Origin of the sequence: Sedimentitalea arenosa (assembly GCF_016428585.1) — a bacterium.
Taxonomy (GTDB): domain Bacteria; phylum Pseudomonadota; class Alphaproteobacteria; order Rhodobacterales; family Rhodobacteraceae; genus Sedimentitalea; species Sedimentitalea arenosa.
The window spans coordinates 170,993-187,942 of sequence record NZ_JAELVR010000004.1; the positions used below are offsets into that span (position 1 = coordinate 170,993).

Here is a 16,950-nt window from a genome sequence, read left to right on the forward strand (position 1 = left end):
CTCGTGCTGGCGTCGGCACAACCATGGCATCCCGCCGGGTGGGGTCAAGCGCTTCGTCGGCGCAAGTGCCGCCGGTAGAGCCGCGGCGCGAGAATGCGGTCATAGACCAGCCCGGCCAGTTGCCGCAGCCCCGGCAAGCCGACCAGCATCGCCAACAAACGATAGCGCGGCATCTGTCGCCACAGGACGAGGAAGCCGTCGATACCGGAATGGAGCTGCCCGTCCTTGAGCACATGCAGACGCTTCGCCGCCGTGTCGGCGTCGATGCCCCAGTCGGCGCGGGCCCCGGAGTTCAGATCGTCATAACGCACGGGCAGGCCGCGCGCTTCGGTGTAGCGGGCGTAGTGGTCGATCTCGGCCCGGCAGACCGGGCAGGCGGCATTGTAGAGCACGCGGGTTTCGCTGGGCATGGGTCCTCCTGATCAGGAGGTAAGGCGCGGCGTGAGTGCGGCAAGCCCGGTGGTCATCCGGCGCGGTGCGACGGGGGGCGGTCAGAAGGGATGGTCGGGCTTGTCGTAGGTCGGCAGCCTGTCACGTTCGGACTCCATGCTGCCGATCTCGTAAAAGAGATCGTAGGGATAGCTGAAATCCGGCGCCTTGCGGGCGTCGCTGGAGGTGCGCTCTTCGAACTCTCTTTCGGCGTTCTCGATCCGGGTATCGAGCCGCTTGTAATGGCGGCCGGCCTCGTTGGCCGTGTTCAAGGCGGCGCCGATGGCGGGCGAGCATTGGGCGGTCTTGACCCGCGGGCCTTCGGAGGGGCCGAGGTTGCCGCGTCCAAGCCAGTAGGCGCCCTCGGGCGTGCAGTAGGTCTTGCGGCCGAGGGCCTGGCCGCGTTCGAAGGCTGCCTGGTCGACCGTCCGCCCCTGCCGCGTGCAGAGCGGGCCATACATCTTGGCGACCGTGACCTGGTTCGAAAAATGGCCCTTGGCGGCGTCGAAATAGCCTTCCCTGACCCAGTCCTGCGTGGTGTCCGGGCAGCTGAAGGTCAACCGGAAGATCGAGGGCGTGGTGTTCCTTTCCCAGTCGTCGGACACCACGAAGGTGGCGCAGGCCGCGAGCGCGAGGGGCAGGCCGAGCGCGCCGAGCGCGCCAAGAGTCGAACAGCTGAGGGGCATCTGCGGACCTCGGCTTGTTTGATATCGTCACAATTGAATATAACGATCCGGAGGCGGATCGCAACCTTGCGCGACGACTTGGCCCGCGCGGGGATCAGGCGGAGGCGCGCGTGCCCCAGAGGTCGTAGTCGCCGGCCTCGTCCACCGTGACGGTGACGATGTCGCCGGGGGAGAGCGTCTCGTGCCCGGTGTCGATGAACAGGTTGCCATCGATTTCCGGCGCGTCGGCCATGGTGCGGCAGGTGGCGGCGTCGGCGTCGACCTCGTCGACGATGACCTGAAGGGTCCGGCCGAGTTTGGCGGCGAGCTTCGCCTCGGAGATCGCCTGGGCCTTCTGCATGAACCGGTCCCAGCGGTCCTGCTTGACCGCTTCCGGCACATGGCCGGGCAGGGCGTTGGACCGCGCCCCGGCGACGTTTTCGTACTGGAAACAGCCGACCCGGTCGAGTTGCGCCTCGTCGAGCCAGTCGAGCAGGGTCTGGAATTCTTTCTCGGTCTCGCCCGGGTAGCCGACGATGAAAGTGCTGCGCAGGGTGAGATCGGGGCAGATCGCGCGCCAGGCGGCGATTTCATCCAGCGTGCGCGCCGCCGCTGCCGGGCGGGCCATGCGTTTGAGCGTGTCCGGGTGGGCGTGCTGGAACGGAATGTCGAGATAGGGCAGCAGCCCGTTCGCCGGGTCGGCCATCAGCGGCACGAGGTCGCGCACGAACGGGTAGGGATAGACGTAATGCAGCCGCACCCAGGCGCCGAGCGTGCCGAGATCGCGCGCCAGGGGCAGGATCGGGTGCTTGTGGTCGCGTTCGCGGATATCGGTGCCATAGGCGCTGGTGTCCTGGCTGATGACCAGCAATTCGCGCACGCCGTTCTCGACCAGTTTCTCGGCCTCGCGCAGCACCGCGCGGGCCGGGCGGGAGGCCAGCTTGCCGCGCATGTCGGGGATGATGCAGAACTTGCACTTGTGGTTACAGCCCTCGGAGATCTTGAGATAGCTGTAGTGGCGCGGGGTGAGGCTGATGCCGCTGGCGGGCAAGAGGTCGATGAACGGGTCGGGATCGGGCGGCACCGCCGCATGCACCGCGTCGAGCACCTGTTCGTACTGGTGCGGGCCGGTGACGGCCAGGATGCGCGGGTGATGCGCGCGGATGTAGTCGGGTTCGGCCCCGAGGCAGCCGGTGACGATCACCTTGCCGTTCTCGGTCAGCGCCTCGCCGATCGCATCGAGGCTTTCGGCCTTGGCGCTGTCGAGAAACCCGCAGGTGTTGACGATCACCGCGTCCGCCCCGGTGTAGTCGGGCGAGATGCCGTAGCCCTCGGCGCGCAGGCGGGTGAGGATGCGTTCGCTGTCGACCAGCGCCTTGGGGCAGCCGAGGCTGACCATGCCGATGGTGGGCTGACCGGCACGGGGGGCGTCGGACAGGCGGGCGCGCGGGGCGAGGTCGGGGCGCAGGGTCGGGGGATTCGTGGCCATGCTGGCGGATATAGGCGCAATGGGTGGCGCTGCCCAGAGAGAAGGACTGAGGCGCTGCCGTCGCCAGTGTCGCTCGGACCAATGGCGCTTCTCTGGCGACCCCCGGAGTATTTCAACAAAGATGAAGAGGCTTCGGGATGCGCCTCGGCTCAGATTGTCTGGTCGTAGTCGCCGACCGCCGGTTCGGTGCGGATCACCGCGTCGATCTCGGCGAAGATGGCGCGCAGTTCGGCGTCGCTTTCGGGGCTTTCGCAGACCACCACCAGGTTGGGCGTGTTGGAGGAGGCCCGCACCAGCCCCCAGGCGCCGTTGTCGAGGATGACGCGCGCGCCGTTGACGGTGACGACCTGCGCGATCGCGCGCCCGGCGATGGTGTCGCCGTTTTCGGCTTTCTTTTCAAGCTTTTCGACCAGGCGGGCGAGCACGTCGTATTTCTCGGTGTCGGCGCAGAAGGGCGACATGGTCGGGGTGGCGTAGGTGCGGGGCAGGGCGCGGCGCAGGTCGGACATCGCCTTGTCGGGGTTGCGGTCCATCAGCTTGCAGATTTCCACCGCGACGCGCAGGCCGCAATCGTAGCCGCGCCCGATCGGGTCGGCGAGGAAGTAGTGGCCGGATTTCTCGAAGCCCGCCAGCGCGCCGATCTCCTTGACGCGGCGCTTCATGTGGGAGTGGCCGGTCTTCCAGTAGTCGGCCTTGATACCGTGTTTCAGCAGTTCGGGGTCGGAGGCGAAGAGGCCGGTGGATTTCACGTCGGCGACGAAGGTCGCGCCGGGATAGAGCTTGGCCAGGTCGCGCGCCATGATGACGCCGACCTTGTCGGCGAAGATCTCCTCGCCCTCGTCATCGACCACGCCGCAGCGGTCGCCGTCGCCGTCAAAGCCGAGGGCGAAGTCGGCCCCCGAGGCACGGACGCTGTCGGCCATGTCATGCAGCATCTCCATCGCTTCGGGGTTGGGGTTGTAGTGCGGGAAGGTGTAGTCGAGGCGGTTGTGGCTGGGCACGACCTCGACCCCGATGCGCTCGAACAGCTCGGGTGCGAAGGCGCTGGCGGTGCCGTTGCCGGTGGCGCAGACCACCTTGAGCTTGCGGGTCATCCGGAAGTCGCCGACGAGATCGTCCAGATAGGCCTCGCGCACGCCGTCGACGAAGCGGTAGCCGCCCCCCGGGCGGGCTTCGCCGGCGCCGGTCAGAACGATGTCGCGCAGTTCGGCCATTTCGTCGGGGCCATGGGTCAGGGGGCGCTCGAACCCCATCTTGACGCCGGTCCAGCCGTTGGGGTTGTGGCTGGCGGTGACCATGGCGACGGCGGGCACGTCGAGGTGGAACTGGCTGAAATAGGCCATCGGCGAGAGCGCGGGGCCGATGTCATGGACCTGGATGCCGGCCTGCATCAGGCCCAGCATCAGCGCGTTCTTGATCGACAGCGAATAGTCGCGGTAGTCGTTGCCGACGGCGATCTCGGGCCGGATGCCGCGCCGGTGCATCTGGATGCCCAGGCCAAGGCCCAGCGCGGTGATGCCGGGCAGGTTGATTTCGTCCGGGTATTTCCAGCGCGCGTCGTATTCGCGGAAGCCGGTGGGTGCGATCATCGGGTCGCGCAGGAAGTTCCAGGTGTTCGGCGTCACCTCGGCGGCAGGTCTGGTCATGCGGATATCTCTGGTGGAGTTCAAATTGCGACGGGATTGGCTTTGGCGATCCCGTCGAGCTGCATCAACATGGCGACCAGGTCGGGCATCTGGTCGAGATAGACCATGTTGGGACCGTCGCTGGGCGAGCGGTCGGGGTCCTCGTGGGTTTCGATGAAGACGGCGGCGACGCCGATCGCCACGGCCGCGCGGGCCATGACGGGGGCGAATTCGCGCTGCCCGCCCGAACTGCCGCCCTGGCCGCCGGGCTGCTGCACCGAATGGGTCGCGTCCATCACCACCGGGTAGCCGGTCTTGGCCATGATCGGCAGCGCGCGCATGTCGGCGACGAGCGTGTTGTAGCCGAAGGAGACGCCGCGCTCGGTCAGGAGGATCCGGGTGTTGCCGGTGCTTTCGATCTTGTCGACCACGTTCGCCATGTCCCAGGGCGCGAGGAACTGGCCTTTCTTGACGTTGATCGCGGCCCCCGTGCGTCCGGCGGCGAGCAGCATGTCGGTCTGCCGGCAGAGGAAAGCGGGGATCTGCAGGATGTCGACGACCTCGGCCACGGGGGCGCATTGCGACTCGGTATGGACGTCGGTGAGGACGGGCACGCCGATCCGGGCCTTGACCTCGGCCAGAACGCGCAACCCGTCGTCGAGCCCGAGACCGCGCTTGCCCGAGAGCGAGGTGCGGTTGGCCTTGTCGAAGCTGGCCTTGAACACGTATTGCGCGCCGGCGGCGTCGCAGGCCTCTTTCATGCGGCCGGCGATCATCAGCGCATGGTCGGCGCTTTCCAGCTGGCATGGACCGGCGATCACGGTCAGCGGGCGGTCATTGCCGATGCTCAGGCCGGCGACGTCAACATGGGGCATGGTTAGGATGTTACCTGTTCGCGCAAGATCGATGCGGTGAGTGAGATCATGAGATAGATGCCAGCAAATATCAGGAATGCAAGGATCGTGTTCTCGAACTTGCGGGGATAGCTGGGGTCTTGGCTGGGCACGGGGTTCACTGAGACGGTGAGATAGCGCACCTGGCGGTTGGCCTCCATCCGTGTCTGTTCGACCTGTTGCAGGGCCGATTGCAGCATCATGTCGCGGGTGGCGAGGTCGGCCTGGGCCATCTGGATCCGCACGGTCAGCTGCGCCAGCGAGTTCTCGCCCTTGGAGGCATCGACCATGCGGGTGTTCAGCGCGGCGAGCAGGTCCTCGAGGCGGCCGATATCGGCGCTGGTGCCGTCGACCTTGGCCTGATTGGGGCGCGGATTGTCCATCAGCGCGGCCAGCTGCAGCTGTTTCTCCTGCAGCTGCAGCTCGACATTGTTGATCTGGGCGCGCAGCCCGGCGATCACGCCTTCGGGGTCGAGGATCGCGCCCTGCTGCTGCAGTTCGACCAGCGCCTCCTGCGCCTTGCGCCGCTCCGCCTGGGCGTCCTCGAAGCCTTGCAGCGCGTCCTCCATCTGGTCGCCCCGCTTCTGTTGCGAGAGGCTGTTCACGCGGTCCTCGGCATAGGAGATCAGGTGGGTGCTGAAATCGGCGCTGACCTGCGGATCGGCGGCCATGACTTCCATCCGGATCACGCCCTCGGTCGGGTCGTAGCCGATCTTCACCGTCTTGCGGTAGGTCTTGTAGGCTTCCTCGTTGGTCGGGTTCGCGGTCAGGCGCTGGACCGGGTCGATCCAGTCCTGGCTGAAGTGGGACTTGAAGCCGAGATCGGAATCCAGCCGCAGCATGGCGTCCTTGGATTGCAGGTAGGATTGCACCGCGATGGAATCCTGGCTGGTGGCGAACTGGGTGCCCGACAGCAGCCCGCCGAGCCCGCTGCCGCCCATGTTGTCGGCCTGCAGGATCAGGAACTCGGACTTGGCCGCGTACATCGGCGTCGCGACCTTGTAGAAGTAGAGGCCGGCGATCGCGGTCGGCAGGAAGACGAAGAAGGCGAGCCGGGCCATCAGCAGCGCCAGCCGGCGGCGGCGCCGCCGCGCGATGTCGCGCTGGATCGAGCGGATCTCGAAGTCGCGCTGGGCGGCGGGGCTGAGCTCGGTCGCGGGTTCGGTGACCTTGTCGCGCACGGTCTGGGGCAACTGGATGCGGGGCGCGTCGCCCTCGCGCGAGTCTGCCGCGGCGCCGGCCTGGGGCACCACGAGTTCGAGCATGTTGGAGCGTTTGAACGGGTCGATGCCCTTCTGGCGCAGCAGCCGGACGGCGTCGTGGTCGGAGGTGGCGGGCAGGTTGTGTTTCTGCGCGACGCGGCGGGCCATGCGCAGTTGCCGCCCGGTCAGCCCTTCGGCGCGGATCGCCTCGATCGCCTGTTCGGCCCCGGTGGGGGGGGCGGCGTAAGGGGTGTCGGGGCCGCGCGCGGCGTCGCCGGCGGTGTCGGGCGCCTCGGGGGCGGGCCCGTCCCCGGAGGGCGCACCGGTGCGCCTGATCCTGAACCGTTTAGCCTTGGGTTTGGTAGTCATAAAGCTGCTTGGCCTCTTCCAAGGTGTCGAACATCTGCAGGCGGCCATCGATGAGCACGGCCGCGGAGCGGGCGAATTTTTCCAGCGTCGCGGGCTGGTGGGACACGATGATGATGGTGGTGGTCCGGAGTCGCTCCTCGAGGATCGCGCCGGCCTTCTTGTTGAATTCCACGTCGGTGGTGCCGGGCATGCCCTCGTCGATCAGGTAGATGTCGAAATCCAGCGCCAGCATCAGCGCGAAGGAGAACCGCGCCCGCATCCCGGCGGAGTAGGTGCCGAGCGGCTGGTCGAAATACTCGCCCAGATCGCAGAGCCAGCGGCAATAGGCTTCGACGTAATCCGGGTCGAGCCCGTAGAGCTTGGCGATGTAGCGGGCGTTCTCCATCGCCGAGACCTTGCTGACCACGCCGCCCATGAAGCCGAGCGGGAAGGAGATGTTGCAGCCGCGGCGGATTTCGCCCTCGTCCGGTTTTTCGAGCCCGGCCATCATGTTGATGAGGGTCGTCTTGCCGGTGCCGTTGGGGGCGAGCACGCCGAGCGACTTGCCCAGCTCGACCCGGAAGGACGCACGGTCGAGGATGACCTTGCGCTGGGTGCCGGTCCAGAAGGACTTGCTGACATTCTCGAATTCAAGCATCGGCCTTCCTGCGGCGGATGTGCCGCTATCGTCTCCCGCGTCTGGTCTGCGCTGCCGTCCGTAACAGAACTTCGTTAACGGGCGTTCTTGTTGTAACAGGCTCATTATGTCCAATTGTGAAACAAATACCAATCGCAATCGGGGCGAGGGCGGCGCGCTGCGGGAGGGGGCGGAGCTGATCGACGCGATCCGGGGCTGCCGGATCTGCGCGGCGCGCTTTGCCGCCACCGAAACCCGGCACGCGCCGCGCCCGGTGGTGTGGTTCCGCCCCGGGGCGCGGATGCTGATCGCGGGGCAGGCGCCGGGGGCGCGGGTGCACGAGTCGGGCCGCCCGTTCACCGATCCGTCCGGCGACAGGTTGCGCGACTGGCTGGGGATCGACGCGGCGACCTTCTATGACCGCGACCGGGTGGCGGTGGTGCCGATGGCCTTCTGCTTTCCCGGTTACGACGCGCGCAAGGCCGACCTGCCGCCGCCGCCGGTCTGCGCGGACACCTGGCACGCGCGGGTCATGGAGATGCTGCGCGACGTCCGGCTGACGGTGCTGGTCGGCGGGCATGCGCATCGCTGGCATCTGGGCCGGCGCGCGCCGGTGACCGAGACCGTGCGGGCTTGGCGGGACCATGCGCCGCGGGTCTTCCCCTTGCCTCATCCGTCCTGGCGCAATACCGCATGGCTGAAGCGCAACCCGTGGTTTCAGAGCAACCTGTTGCCGGTGCTGCGCCAGCGCGTGCAGGAGGTGCTGAGATGACGGATACGACGGTTCTGGACCGCGCCCATGCCGCGATGGAAGAGGCGGGCGGCGGGGATGCCGCGCGGCTGCGCTTCTTCGAGCGGCTGGGCGATTGCGAGCTGTTCATCCTGCTGACCGAGGAAGCGCGCGGCGACAGCCTGTCGCCCGAGATCTTCGACGTGGCGGATGGCCGGTTCGTGCTGGGTTTCGACCTCGAGGCGCGGCTGGCCGCGTTCGCGGGCCGCCCGGCGCCCTATGCGGCGCTGTCGGGGCGCGTGGTGGCGCGGATGCTGGCGGCGGAGGGCCTGGGGCTGGGGCTGAACCTCGACGTGGCACCCTCGGCGACCCTGATCCCGGCCGAGGCGATGGGCTGGCTGGCGCAGACGCTGGACCACGCACCCGACGAGGTCGAGGCGCGGATCGACTCCGTGGGCGCGCCGCGCGGGCTGCCCGAAACGCTGCTCGGGGCACTGGACGCCAAGCTGGCCTCGGCGGTGGGGTTGGCGGAGGCGGCCTACCTGGTCGGAGTCACCTATGCGGAGGGCGGCACGGGGCACCTGCTGGCCTTCGTCGATGCGCGCGAGGGCGCGGAGGCGGCCTTGGCCAAGGCGGCTGGCGAGGCGCTGACCTTTTCCGGCATCGAGGCGGGGGCGATGGACGTGGGGTTCTTTGCATCACAGGACCCGATGGCGGCGCGGCTGGCGGCGCATGGGCTGCGGTTCGACCTGCCGCAACCCGAGACCGCCGCCCCGGCCGACCGTCCCGGCCCCGGGCGCGATCCGGACCGCCCGCCGATCCTGCGCTGAGCGGCTGAAACATCCGGCCCGAGCGGCGGCGCGCACGCCGGCGGTTCTGAAACAATGCCACCGATCCGGTCACATCCGGTCGTGCCGCGTCACAGGCGCGAGAGCAGGGCTTCGCGCGGCGGCGGTCCTGGAGGATGGTGTCCCCAGCGCCCGGCACCGGGCCGGCGTGTCGATTCCCTAGGAGACCCGATGAGACGTTTTTCCCTCGCGCTCGCCACCACCCTCGGACTGGCCTTCCCGGCCTTCGCAGGCGAACAATATGTCGATACAACAGGCTTTGCCGTGTCGGGCTATGACGTGGTGGCCTATCGCGACCTGCCGCAGAACCCCGTCGGCACGGAACAGCCCGCCGCGGTTCCCGGGCGGGCGGACATCACCGCCGACTACAACGGCGCGACCTTTGCCTTTGCCACCGAGGAAAACCGCGACCTGTTCCTGAGCGATCCGGCGAAATACGCGCCGCAATATGACGGCCATTGCGCCTATGGCGTCAGCAAGGGCGGCAAGGTGCCGGGCAACCCGAACCTGTGGCGCATCGTCGATGACAAGCTCTATCTGAACATCACCAAGAACGTGGTCGGCTTCTGGGAAGAGGACATTCCGGGCAACATCAGCCTGGCCGAAGGCAACTGGACCGAGATCGACCCGGCGCCGGCCTCGGAGAACCCGATCCCGAACTTCGACTCAAGCGCCCCGGCGCGGAACTGAGCCCCGGTGCCCGGCGGAGCCTCCGCCGCCGGGCCGCCACCTGCTTGACCCTCGGCGCGCTTGCGGAAAGACTGGGACCGTTGAATGCTGAACCGACGAAAAGGAGTCTCGCCATGACGCATGATCGCATCCGGCTTGCAGCCGATTTCGACGCCGCGATCGAGCGGGTGACGCAGGCGCTGGCCGACCAGGGCTTTGGCGTCATCACGCGGATCGACATGCACGACACCTTCAAGGAAAAGCTGGGGGTGTCGTTCCCGCGCTACACGATCCTCGGGGCGTGCAACCCCAAGCTGGCGCACCAGGCGGTGTCGGCGGCGCCCGAGATCGGCCTGCTTCTGCCCTGCAACGTCACCGTCGAGGAGGCGGACGAGGGCACGCTGGTGCGGATCCCGGATGCGCGCGAGATGCTGGGCGGGTCGGGCCTGACCGAGGCGCCGGACCTGTCGGAGCTGGCCAGCGATGCGGGCGACCGGCTGGACCGGGTCGTGGCGGCGCTGCGCGACGGCTGAACGCCGGTCAGCGCCGGCGGTCGCGGCGCGAACTCATCGGTTGGAACGCGACGCCGACATGGGCCTCGCAATAGGGCTTGCCCGCCTGCACGGGCAGGCCGCAGAACCAGAAATCCTCGGTCGCGGGGTCGCCGACGGGCCATTTGCAGGTGCGTTCGGTCAGATCCATCAGGCCGATCTTCTTGGCCTTCTTCTCGACCTCGTTGACCTTGGCCAACGCCTCGGGGCTGATCTCGTTCGCCGAGGGCTGCGGCGGCAGCGGCTGACCGGCCGGGATGATCTGGCGGCGCGCCGGGGTGGATGGCTTGGCCTCGGCGTTGGGGTCGGCCTGCGGGCGCGCGGCCTCGGTCTTGGGCTGCGGGCGCGGCTTGGCCTCGGGCTTGGGCGCCGGGGCGGGGGTGGCGGGCTTCGACTTGGCCTCGGGCTTGGGAGTGGCGGTCCCGGCCGTCCGGTTGGACAGGCCAAGGCGATGCACCTTGCCGATCACCGCATTGCGCGTCACACCGCCGAGTTCCTTGGCGATCTGGCTCGCAGATTGCCCTTCGCCCCACATTCTCTTCAGCGTTTCGACCCGCTCGTCAGTCCAGGACATGGAAACCCTTTCCAGCTAAAAAGCGGCCCACCGCAGCGGCCGCTTCAGGTTTTTTTCTTTGTCTCCCTATTTTAGTCAGTGCGGGCTGAGTTACAAGGCGTCTTGAACGGCCAACCGGCCGCGCGAGGCGCAGGGAATGGAAAAGATGCAGGACGAAACGCAGGGGATGCGCCGTTTCGGGCGCGTGAACTGGCTGGGGCTCTACACGCTGGCCAAGCGCGAGGTCATGCGCTTTGCCACGGTCTGGACCCAGACCTTGCTGGCGCCGCTGGTGACGGCGGCGCTGTTCCTGATGATCTTCAACCTGGCCATCGGTCCGCGCCGGGGCGACGTGATGGGGGTGCCGTTCCTGACCTTCATCGCGCCGGGTATCCTGATGATGACGGTGATCCAGAACGCATTCGCCAATTGTTCGAGTTCGATCGTGATCTCGAAGGTGCAGGGGAATATCGTCGACACGCTGATGCCGCCCCTGTCCGGTGCCGAGCTGGTGCTGGGCTATCTCGCCGGCGGGATCGCGCGCGGCGTCGTGGTGGCGGTGACGATCGGGTTGGGCCTGCTGCTGGTGCTGGGGATCGCGCCGGCGCATCCGCTGATCGCGCTGGTCTTCGTCGTGCTGGGCGCGGCGCTCATGGGCGCGCTGGGGATCGTCGCGGGGATCTATGCCGAGAAGTTCGACCAGATGGCGGCGATCACCAATTTCATCATCACGCCGCTGGCCTTCCTGTCGGGCACCTTCTACTCGGTTCAGGCGCTGCCGCCGGTGCTGAACGAGATCACCCACATGAACCCGATCTTCTACCTGATCGACGGAGTCCGGTTCGGCGTGATCGGGGTTTCGGACAGCTCGCCGATGCTGGGTCTCGCGGTGTGCGGCACGGCGACGCTGGCGGTGTCGCTGCTGGCGTGGTGGATGCTGAGAAGCGGGTACCGGCTCAAGGCCTGAGCGCTTGGCGGCGCGCTCATTCCGCCGGTTGCACCGGCATCCGCGCGCGGCCGAGCCGCGGATTCAGGCGCTGCGCGATGCCGAGGGCCGCGAACATCGCCACGCCACCGGCGGCGAAGATGCCCGACACCGGCGCGACCAGCAGCACCAGCCAGGCAAGGCCCGGCGTGGCGATGCCCGACACGTCGCGGAAGCTGGAATAGATCGCCGACATCTCGGTGCGCTCGGAGGGTTTCACCGCCATCAGGAACGGCAGGCCGCCGCAGACATCCAGCACGATCAGGAAGAACGAGGCCGCCATGAGGGCCGCGACCGCCAGGGGCGGCAGGGGCGCCGCGACGGCGGCGACGCAGAACAGCAGACCGGCCGCGCCGAAGCCGGTCGAGACCGCCCGGCGCAGGCTGCGGCGCTGCATCCAGCGCAGGATCAGCGGCGCGGCCAGCAGGCTGGCATTGGTGATCGACAGGACGATGCCGCCCAGTTCCTTGCCCAGCCCGCTCTGCACCGCGAAGATCGGCAGGTAGACGACGTAGATCCACCAGCCGCAGGAGCGGATCACCGCGAAGAGCCAGCCCGCCACCAGCCGTGGCTGGGCGAAAAAGCGCGGCAGATAGGCGAGCGGGTTGGGCGGTGCGCGCCGCGCCCGGCTGATCAGCTTGCCGTTGCCCAGCCGCATCATCCAGAACAGCGCCAGCATGGCGAGTGCGGCCGTGGCCGAGATCAGGAAGGGCGCGGGTCGCCACCAGCCCATCAGGAAGACCCCGGCGACCGGGCCCACGGTCCAGCCGGCGGCGCTGTAGAAAAGCCGCGCGGTCTCGCAGCGGCCGAGTTCGACCCGTGCGACATAGTCCAGCACGTAGGCATTGAAGCAGACGAAGGTCGTGACGGTGGCGACCGTGTTGAGTGCCAGTGCGGTGATGACGCAGGCCGGCCGCCCGTCGATCGCGAAGCCCGCGGCCAGAACGTAGAACAGCGCGCCGGCGCTGTAGATCCAGCGGCGCGGCACGTGGCGGATTGCCCAGGGCACCATCAGGCCGACGACGAGCGACAGGATCCCGATGGCGAAATAGAGCGCCGAGACGATCTGCGCGTCAGCCACCGCCTGGTAGAGAATGACCGGAAAGACCGACACCAGCATGCCGCGCACCACCGCCTCGCATCCGGCGAGCGAGGCGAAACCGCGGATGCCGGGGGCGGGCGGATGCCGCAACCATTCGGGAATTCGTTTTTCGTGCATGGGGACGTCTTCGGAACTGCGCGTGCTGTCCTGTCCCTGCCAAACCGGCGGGGGGGTTGTCGCAGACGAATGCGACCGTGTGGCAGGTCGTTTTCGCGAAACCGTGATCGGATGCGGGCGGCGGGGCTTGCCTGCGGGTCAGGCGCGGCGCACCCGGCCTTCGCGCCAGGCCAGGAGCAGCGCGCCGGTCAGGATGACCGAGGCGCCGAGCACCGACACCGCGTCGGGCACCACGCCGAAGCCCGCGAAGTCGTAGAGCGCGGCCATGATCAGCGTCGCATAGCTGAACGGCGCGACGAAACTGGCATCGGCCCGCGCCATCGCGTTGACGAAGAGCGTCTGCGCGCAGGCCATCAGCAGCCCGAGGGCCGCCAGCGCGCCCCATTGCGCCGCGGTCGGCGGCTGCCAGACGGTGAGGACCGCGACCGTGGCGATGCAGAGCCCGATCATGTTGTTGACCAGCAGGATCTGGAACACCGGCTCGCGGCCCGACAGTTTCTTGATGAAGATCAGCTCGAGCCCCATGACGCAGGCCGCCCCCAGCGCCAGCAGCGCCGCCGGCTGGAAGGTCGCGGGGGTCGGGCGCAGCAGGATCAGCGCCCCGGCGAGCGCGATCGCGGCGGCGCTCCAGCGGACCGGGCCGACCTTTTCGCCGAGCAGCGGAATCGCCAGCATCATGGCGAAGACCGGGTTCAGGAAGCTGATCGCGGTGGCGTCCGACAGCGGGATGAAGGCCACAGAGGCGAACATCAGCGTGACGCCCATCCAGCCGAACAGGGTGCGGCCCAGGTGCAGGCGCCAATGCGGCGCCGAGATGCGGGGCCGCACCACGGCGGCGACCGACAGCAGCGCGGTGAAGGCGAAGAGAAAGCGCCCGTGGCTGATCTGCAGCGGGTTGAGGGGCGGACCCAGCGTGTCGGTGCCCAGCGCCTTGGCGAGCAGCGTCGTCGCCGCGATGAACGCGGTCGCAACGAGGATCAGGAGCGCGGCCAGCGCGGGATTGTGGGCCTTGGGGACGAACATGGCGCTGCCTTGCCCCCGAAACGCCGCCGGGGCAAGAGCGTTTCACCGGTCGCGACGCGGGCCTTGCCGCGATGATCGCGCTGGGCGGGCTGTTCCTGTCGGCGTTGCTGGCCGCGACGCTCTTGCCGGCGCAATCGGAGGCGGTGCTGATCGCCCTGCTGGTGCAGGGGCAATACCCGGTTTTGACCCTGCTGGCGGTGGCGAGCGCGGGCAACGTGCTGGGCGCGATGATCAACTGGGCGCTGGGGCGCGGCCTCGCCCGGTTCAGCGACCGGCCATGGTTTCCCGTCGCGCCGGCCCAATTGGCGCGGGCCGAACGCTGGTATCACCGGTTCGGACGCTATTCGCTGTTGCTGAGCTGGATGCCGGTGATCGGCGATCCCCTGACCGTGGTCGCGGGCCTGTTGCGCGAGCCGGCATGGGTGGTGCTGGTCCTGGTCACCATCGCAAAAACCGGGCGCTACGTGATCCTGGCGGCGGCGACGCTGGCCTGGATCTGATCTCAGAACTGAAACGAGAAGAGCAGCGTGGCGGTCATCTGGTCGCGCAGGCTGGCGCTGCCCCGTCCCGGCAGGTCGCTGTCGATGAACTCGGTTCCCAGCACGACCCATTCGTTGATCTGGTAGGCCGCGCCGATGCCGAAATCGGCGCCCTCGTCCCGGATGCTGCGCGTGGGATCGGCCCGGTCCTGCCAGGAATATCCGATCACCGCGTAGGGCAGGAAGTCGCCACCGTCAAAGCCGATGCGCGCCCGCAGGTGGCGCATCTCCTCGACGCCGCCATGGCCGATGGTCGCGGTCTCGAGATCGCGCTTGATCTCGCCCGCCAGCACCAGCTGACCGAAATCGCGGTGATAGCCGGTGTGCAGGCCGAACAGCGTCGGATCGCCGTGAATGTCGATGGTCGAGACGCCGGGCATCCGGCGGGATTTGCGCGGCTTGGTGTCCAGTTCGATCCCCTTGCCGAGCAGGACCCTGGCCCAGCTGGGCCGCTCCCTGTCCTGCGCCATGGCCGGCAGGGCCGCCAGCGTGGCGGCCAAGACCAGAAATGCGGTAGCGGTAGTCATGCCGTCCTCCCGATTTCCGTGCCGACCCGGTCGGGTCAGGTCGCCGCGATGCCTGCGGCGGGCGTGCCCGGAGCGGGCCCGGCGGCCCGGCGACACGGTGCGTGGTCTGCGCTGATCCGATCGGGATTTGCGACCTTGAAAAGGCTATCCAGCGCCATGCGATGTCCTTCCGGTTCTGCAACTTGGATTAAAGGTTGCAGGTAAGCCGCAGCATGGAAACAATTTTCTTCCCGTGGGTATTAATTTCCGGTTAACCCTGACCGAAACGTCACACCTGCAGGTTCGGGATGCGCCGTCTCATAGACCAGCGTTCCGTCTTCCAGATCTGCGACGGGAAGGGTGATCCGGTCGTCGAAATAGTCCTGTGTCATCACCCAGGGCTGGCGGTCGCCCTGCTTGGGAAGCCGGTCCAGCGCGCGCAGGATATAGCCCGCGTTGAAGTTCTCGGGATCGATCCAGGGGCGCAACGTCATCTCCTCATCCTCGGCGCGCAGACGCGGGGTCACCGACTGCGCGCCGCGGGTGTCCATATGCGCGAGCAGCCGGCAGACATAGTCCGAAACCAGATCGGCGCGCAGGGTCCAGCTGGAGCGCAGGTAGCCGAACACCATGGCGAGATTGGGCAGGCTGGAGAGCATGATGCCGCGGTGGGTGATGCACTCCGACAGGTCGACCGGCACGCCATCGACGGTGAAGCCGAGATCGCCGAGCGCGTTCAGTTCGAGCCCGGTGGCGCTGACGATCAGGTCGGCCTTGAGCACCTCGCCCGAGCGCAGTTCGATACCCTCGGGAACGAAGCGGGCGATGTCGTCGGTCACCACCGACGCCGCACCCGAGCGGATCGCGACGAAGAGATCGCCGTCGGGGATCATCGCGACGCGCTGCCGCCAGGGCCGATAACGCGGCGTGAAATGGGTTTCGATGTCGACCGCGTCGCCGAGATAGGCGCGCGCGGCGCCGATCATCTCGGCGGCGACCGCATCCGGGTCCTCGCGCGCCCGGCGCGCCACGGTGCGGGACTCGTGCAGGTGCTTGCGGCGCATGATTTCGTGAAACCAGTCGTCGGGCAGGTCGAGCGCGCGCAGGGTTTCGGTGAACTCGTCGCGCATCGGACGGGGGAAGTAATAGGTCGGCGAACGCTGCAGCATGGTGACGTGTTCCGCCGTTTGCGCCAGCGCCGGGATCAGCGTCGCCGCCGTGGCGCCCGATCCGATCACCACGATCCGCTTGCCCGCGTGATCCAGCGTGTCGGGCCAGGTCTGCGGATGAACGATCTCGCCCGCGAACCGCTCCATGTCGGGCCAGCGCGGCTGGTATCCCCGGTCATGGCGGTAGTAACCCGCGCACATCCAGAGAAACCGGCATGTCAGCTCGCGCGGACCGTGGGGCGACCGCACCGACACCGTCCAGAGCGCCGTGCCGCTGTCCCAGGAGGCCGTCTCGACCCGGTGGCCGAAGCGGATGTGCTGGCACAGGTCGTTTTCCTCGACCGCCTCGGCCAGGTAGCTGCGGATCTCTTCGGCGGTGGCGATCGCGACCCCTTTCCAGGGTTTCCACCTGAAGCCGAAGGTGAACAGGTCGCTGTCCGAGCGGATGCCCGGAAAACTGTGGGTCGCCCAGGTGCCGCCGAACGTGTCCTTGCTCTCGAGAAGGGCGAAGCGCGTGCCGGGCCGCTCGCGCGACAGGTGATAGCCCGCATCGATGCCCGAGATGCCGGCGCCGACGATCAGGACATCGAAATCCGGGGCAGGGTCGGGTGTCGGGGGGCGGGCATCCTGGCGTGTCACGGGCGATCTCCTCTGCTGTGCGGTCAGCTTGCCCGCAACCGCGCCCGGCGCAAAGCCCGAATTCGCCGCGGTTCGACCAGCGGCGCGTCGAAAGGGGCTTTCCCCGGCGGCATTTCTGGCCTAATGCCCCCCGCATGACAGGACACACAGATATCGCGCCCCTGCGCCTGCGACGCCGACGCGCGTAAACCCGCGCCTGTCCCCGCGCCGGTGTTCGGCGCCCTTCCATCG

18 protein-coding genes are annotated in these 16,950 nt (G+C 68.0%); 6 read left to right on the top strand and 12 right to left on the bottom strand.

What is annotated here, in order from left to right:
• Positions 1-44: 44 nt before the first annotated feature.
• From JF290_RS07335 to JF290_RS07365, 7 genes are all read right to left on the bottom strand, one after another.
• On the bottom strand, positions 45-410 hold the full coding sequence (locus tag JF290_RS07335) for a thiol-disulfide oxidoreductase DCC family protein (protein WP_199024191.1): 366 nt from the start codon (positions 408-410) through the stop codon (positions 45-47).
• A gap of 81 nt (positions 411-491) precedes the next feature.
• Positions 492-1,115, bottom strand: a complete 624-nt coding sequence (locus JF290_RS07340; RefSeq protein WP_199024192.1) for a DUF2799 domain-containing protein — start codon at positions 1,113-1,115, stop codon at positions 492-494.
• Positions 1,116-1,209: 94 nt separating this feature from the next.
• Entirely contained in the window at positions 1,210-2,583 is a 1,374-nt protein-coding gene (gene rimO, locus JF290_RS07345; RefSeq protein WP_199024193.1) for a 30S ribosomal protein S12 methylthiotransferase RimO, read from the bottom strand.
• 149 nt (positions 2,584-2,732) lie between these two features.
• A complete protein-coding gene (locus tag JF290_RS07350) occupies positions 2,733-4,229 on the bottom strand; it encodes a phosphomannomutase/phosphoglucomutase (RefSeq protein ID WP_199024194.1) in 1,497 nt (498 codons plus the stop codon).
• A 20-nt stretch (positions 4,230-4,249) separates the two neighbouring features.
• The gene (gene kdsA, locus JF290_RS07355) at positions 4,250-5,083 is read right to left on the bottom strand and encodes a 3-deoxy-8-phosphooctulonate synthase (RefSeq protein WP_199024195.1); all 834 of its coding nucleotides are present in this window, start codon (positions 5,081-5,083) and stop codon (positions 4,250-4,252) included.
• Positions 5,084-5,085: 2 nt separating this feature from the next.
• Complete coding sequence (locus JF290_RS07360) at positions 5,086-6,672, bottom strand: KpsE/RkpR family capsule polysaccharide export protein (RefSeq protein WP_199024196.1); 1,587 nt, start codon at positions 6,670-6,672, stop codon at positions 5,086-5,088.
• A complete protein-coding gene (locus JF290_RS07365) occupies positions 6,650-7,309 on the bottom strand; it encodes an ABC transporter ATP-binding protein (RefSeq protein WP_199024197.1) in 660 nt (219 codons plus the stop codon). The genes JF290_RS07360 and JF290_RS07365 overlap by 23 nt, the downstream gene beginning before the upstream one ends.
• 106 nt (positions 7,310-7,415) lie before the next feature.
• On the opposite strand from JF290_RS07365, the gene JF290_RS07370 reads away from it, so the two are divergent.
• From JF290_RS07370 to JF290_RS07385, 4 genes are all read left to right on the top strand, one after another.
• Positions 7,416-8,060: a uracil-DNA glycosylase family protein gene (locus JF290_RS07370; RefSeq protein ID WP_199024198.1), complete on the top strand. Its 645-nt coding sequence runs from the start codon at positions 7,416-7,418 to the stop codon at positions 8,058-8,060.
• Positions 8,057-8,848 (top strand): SseB family protein, encoded by a 792-nt coding sequence (locus tag JF290_RS07375; protein WP_199024199.1) that lies wholly within the window; start codon positions 8,057-8,059, stop codon positions 8,846-8,848. The genes JF290_RS07370 and JF290_RS07375 overlap by 4 nt, the downstream gene beginning before the upstream one ends.
• Positions 8,849-9,037: 189 nt before the next feature.
• Positions 9,038-9,556: a YHS domain-containing (seleno)protein gene (locus JF290_RS07380; RefSeq protein ID WP_199024200.1), complete on the top strand. Its 519-nt coding sequence runs from the start codon at positions 9,038-9,040 to the stop codon at positions 9,554-9,556.
• A gap of 113 nt (positions 9,557-9,669) precedes the next feature.
• The gene (locus tag JF290_RS07385) at positions 9,670-10,068 is read left to right on the top strand and encodes a DUF302 domain-containing protein (protein ID WP_199024201.1); all 399 of its coding nucleotides are present in this window, start codon (positions 9,670-9,672) and stop codon (positions 10,066-10,068) included.
• Positions 10,069-10,075: 7 nt separating this feature from the next.
• Here JF290_RS07385 and JF290_RS07390 read toward each other — a convergent pair whose 3' ends face one another.
• Positions 10,076-10,660 (bottom strand): GcrA family cell cycle regulator, encoded by a 585-nt coding sequence (locus tag JF290_RS07390; protein WP_199024202.1) that lies wholly within the window; start codon positions 10,658-10,660, stop codon positions 10,076-10,078.
• A 136-nt stretch (positions 10,661-10,796) separates the two neighbouring features.
• Here JF290_RS07390 and JF290_RS07395 point away from each other — a divergent pair, with 136 nt between their 5' ends.
• Positions 10,797-11,606: an ABC transporter permease gene (locus JF290_RS07395; protein WP_199024203.1), complete on the top strand. Its 810-nt coding sequence runs from the start codon at positions 10,797-10,799 to the stop codon at positions 11,604-11,606.
• A gap of 16 nt (positions 11,607-11,622) precedes the next feature.
• On the opposite strand, the gene JF290_RS07400 is transcribed toward JF290_RS07395, so the two are convergent.
• Both JF290_RS07400 and JF290_RS07405 read right to left on the bottom strand, forming a co-directional pair.
• Complete coding sequence (locus tag JF290_RS07400; RefSeq protein ID WP_199024204.1) at positions 11,623-12,843, bottom strand: MFS transporter; 1,221 nt, start codon at positions 12,841-12,843, stop codon at positions 11,623-11,625.
• 138 nt (positions 12,844-12,981) lie between these two features.
• On the bottom strand, positions 12,982-13,866 hold the full coding sequence (locus tag JF290_RS07405) for a DMT family transporter (RefSeq protein WP_199024205.1): 885 nt from the start codon (positions 13,864-13,866) through the stop codon (positions 12,982-12,984).
• A gap of 71 nt (positions 13,867-13,937) precedes the next feature.
• Between JF290_RS07405 and JF290_RS07410 the strand changes: the two genes are divergently transcribed.
• Positions 13,938-14,366, top strand: coding sequence for a YqaA family protein (locus JF290_RS07410; RefSeq protein ID WP_199024206.1), 429 nt, complete (start codon positions 13,938-13,940; stop codon positions 14,364-14,366).
• Positions 14,367-14,368: 2 nt separating this feature from the next.
• Here JF290_RS07410 and JF290_RS07415 read toward each other — a convergent pair whose 3' ends face one another.
• Positions 14,369-14,932, bottom strand: a complete 564-nt coding sequence (locus JF290_RS07415) for a hypothetical protein (protein ID WP_199024207.1) — start codon at positions 14,930-14,932, stop codon at positions 14,369-14,371.
• A gap of 239 nt (positions 14,933-15,171) precedes the next feature.
• Positions 15,172-16,719, bottom strand: a complete 1,548-nt coding sequence (locus JF290_RS07420; protein ID WP_199024208.1) for a flavin-containing monooxygenase — start codon at positions 16,717-16,719, stop codon at positions 15,172-15,174.
• Positions 16,720-16,950: the final 231 nt, after the last annotated feature.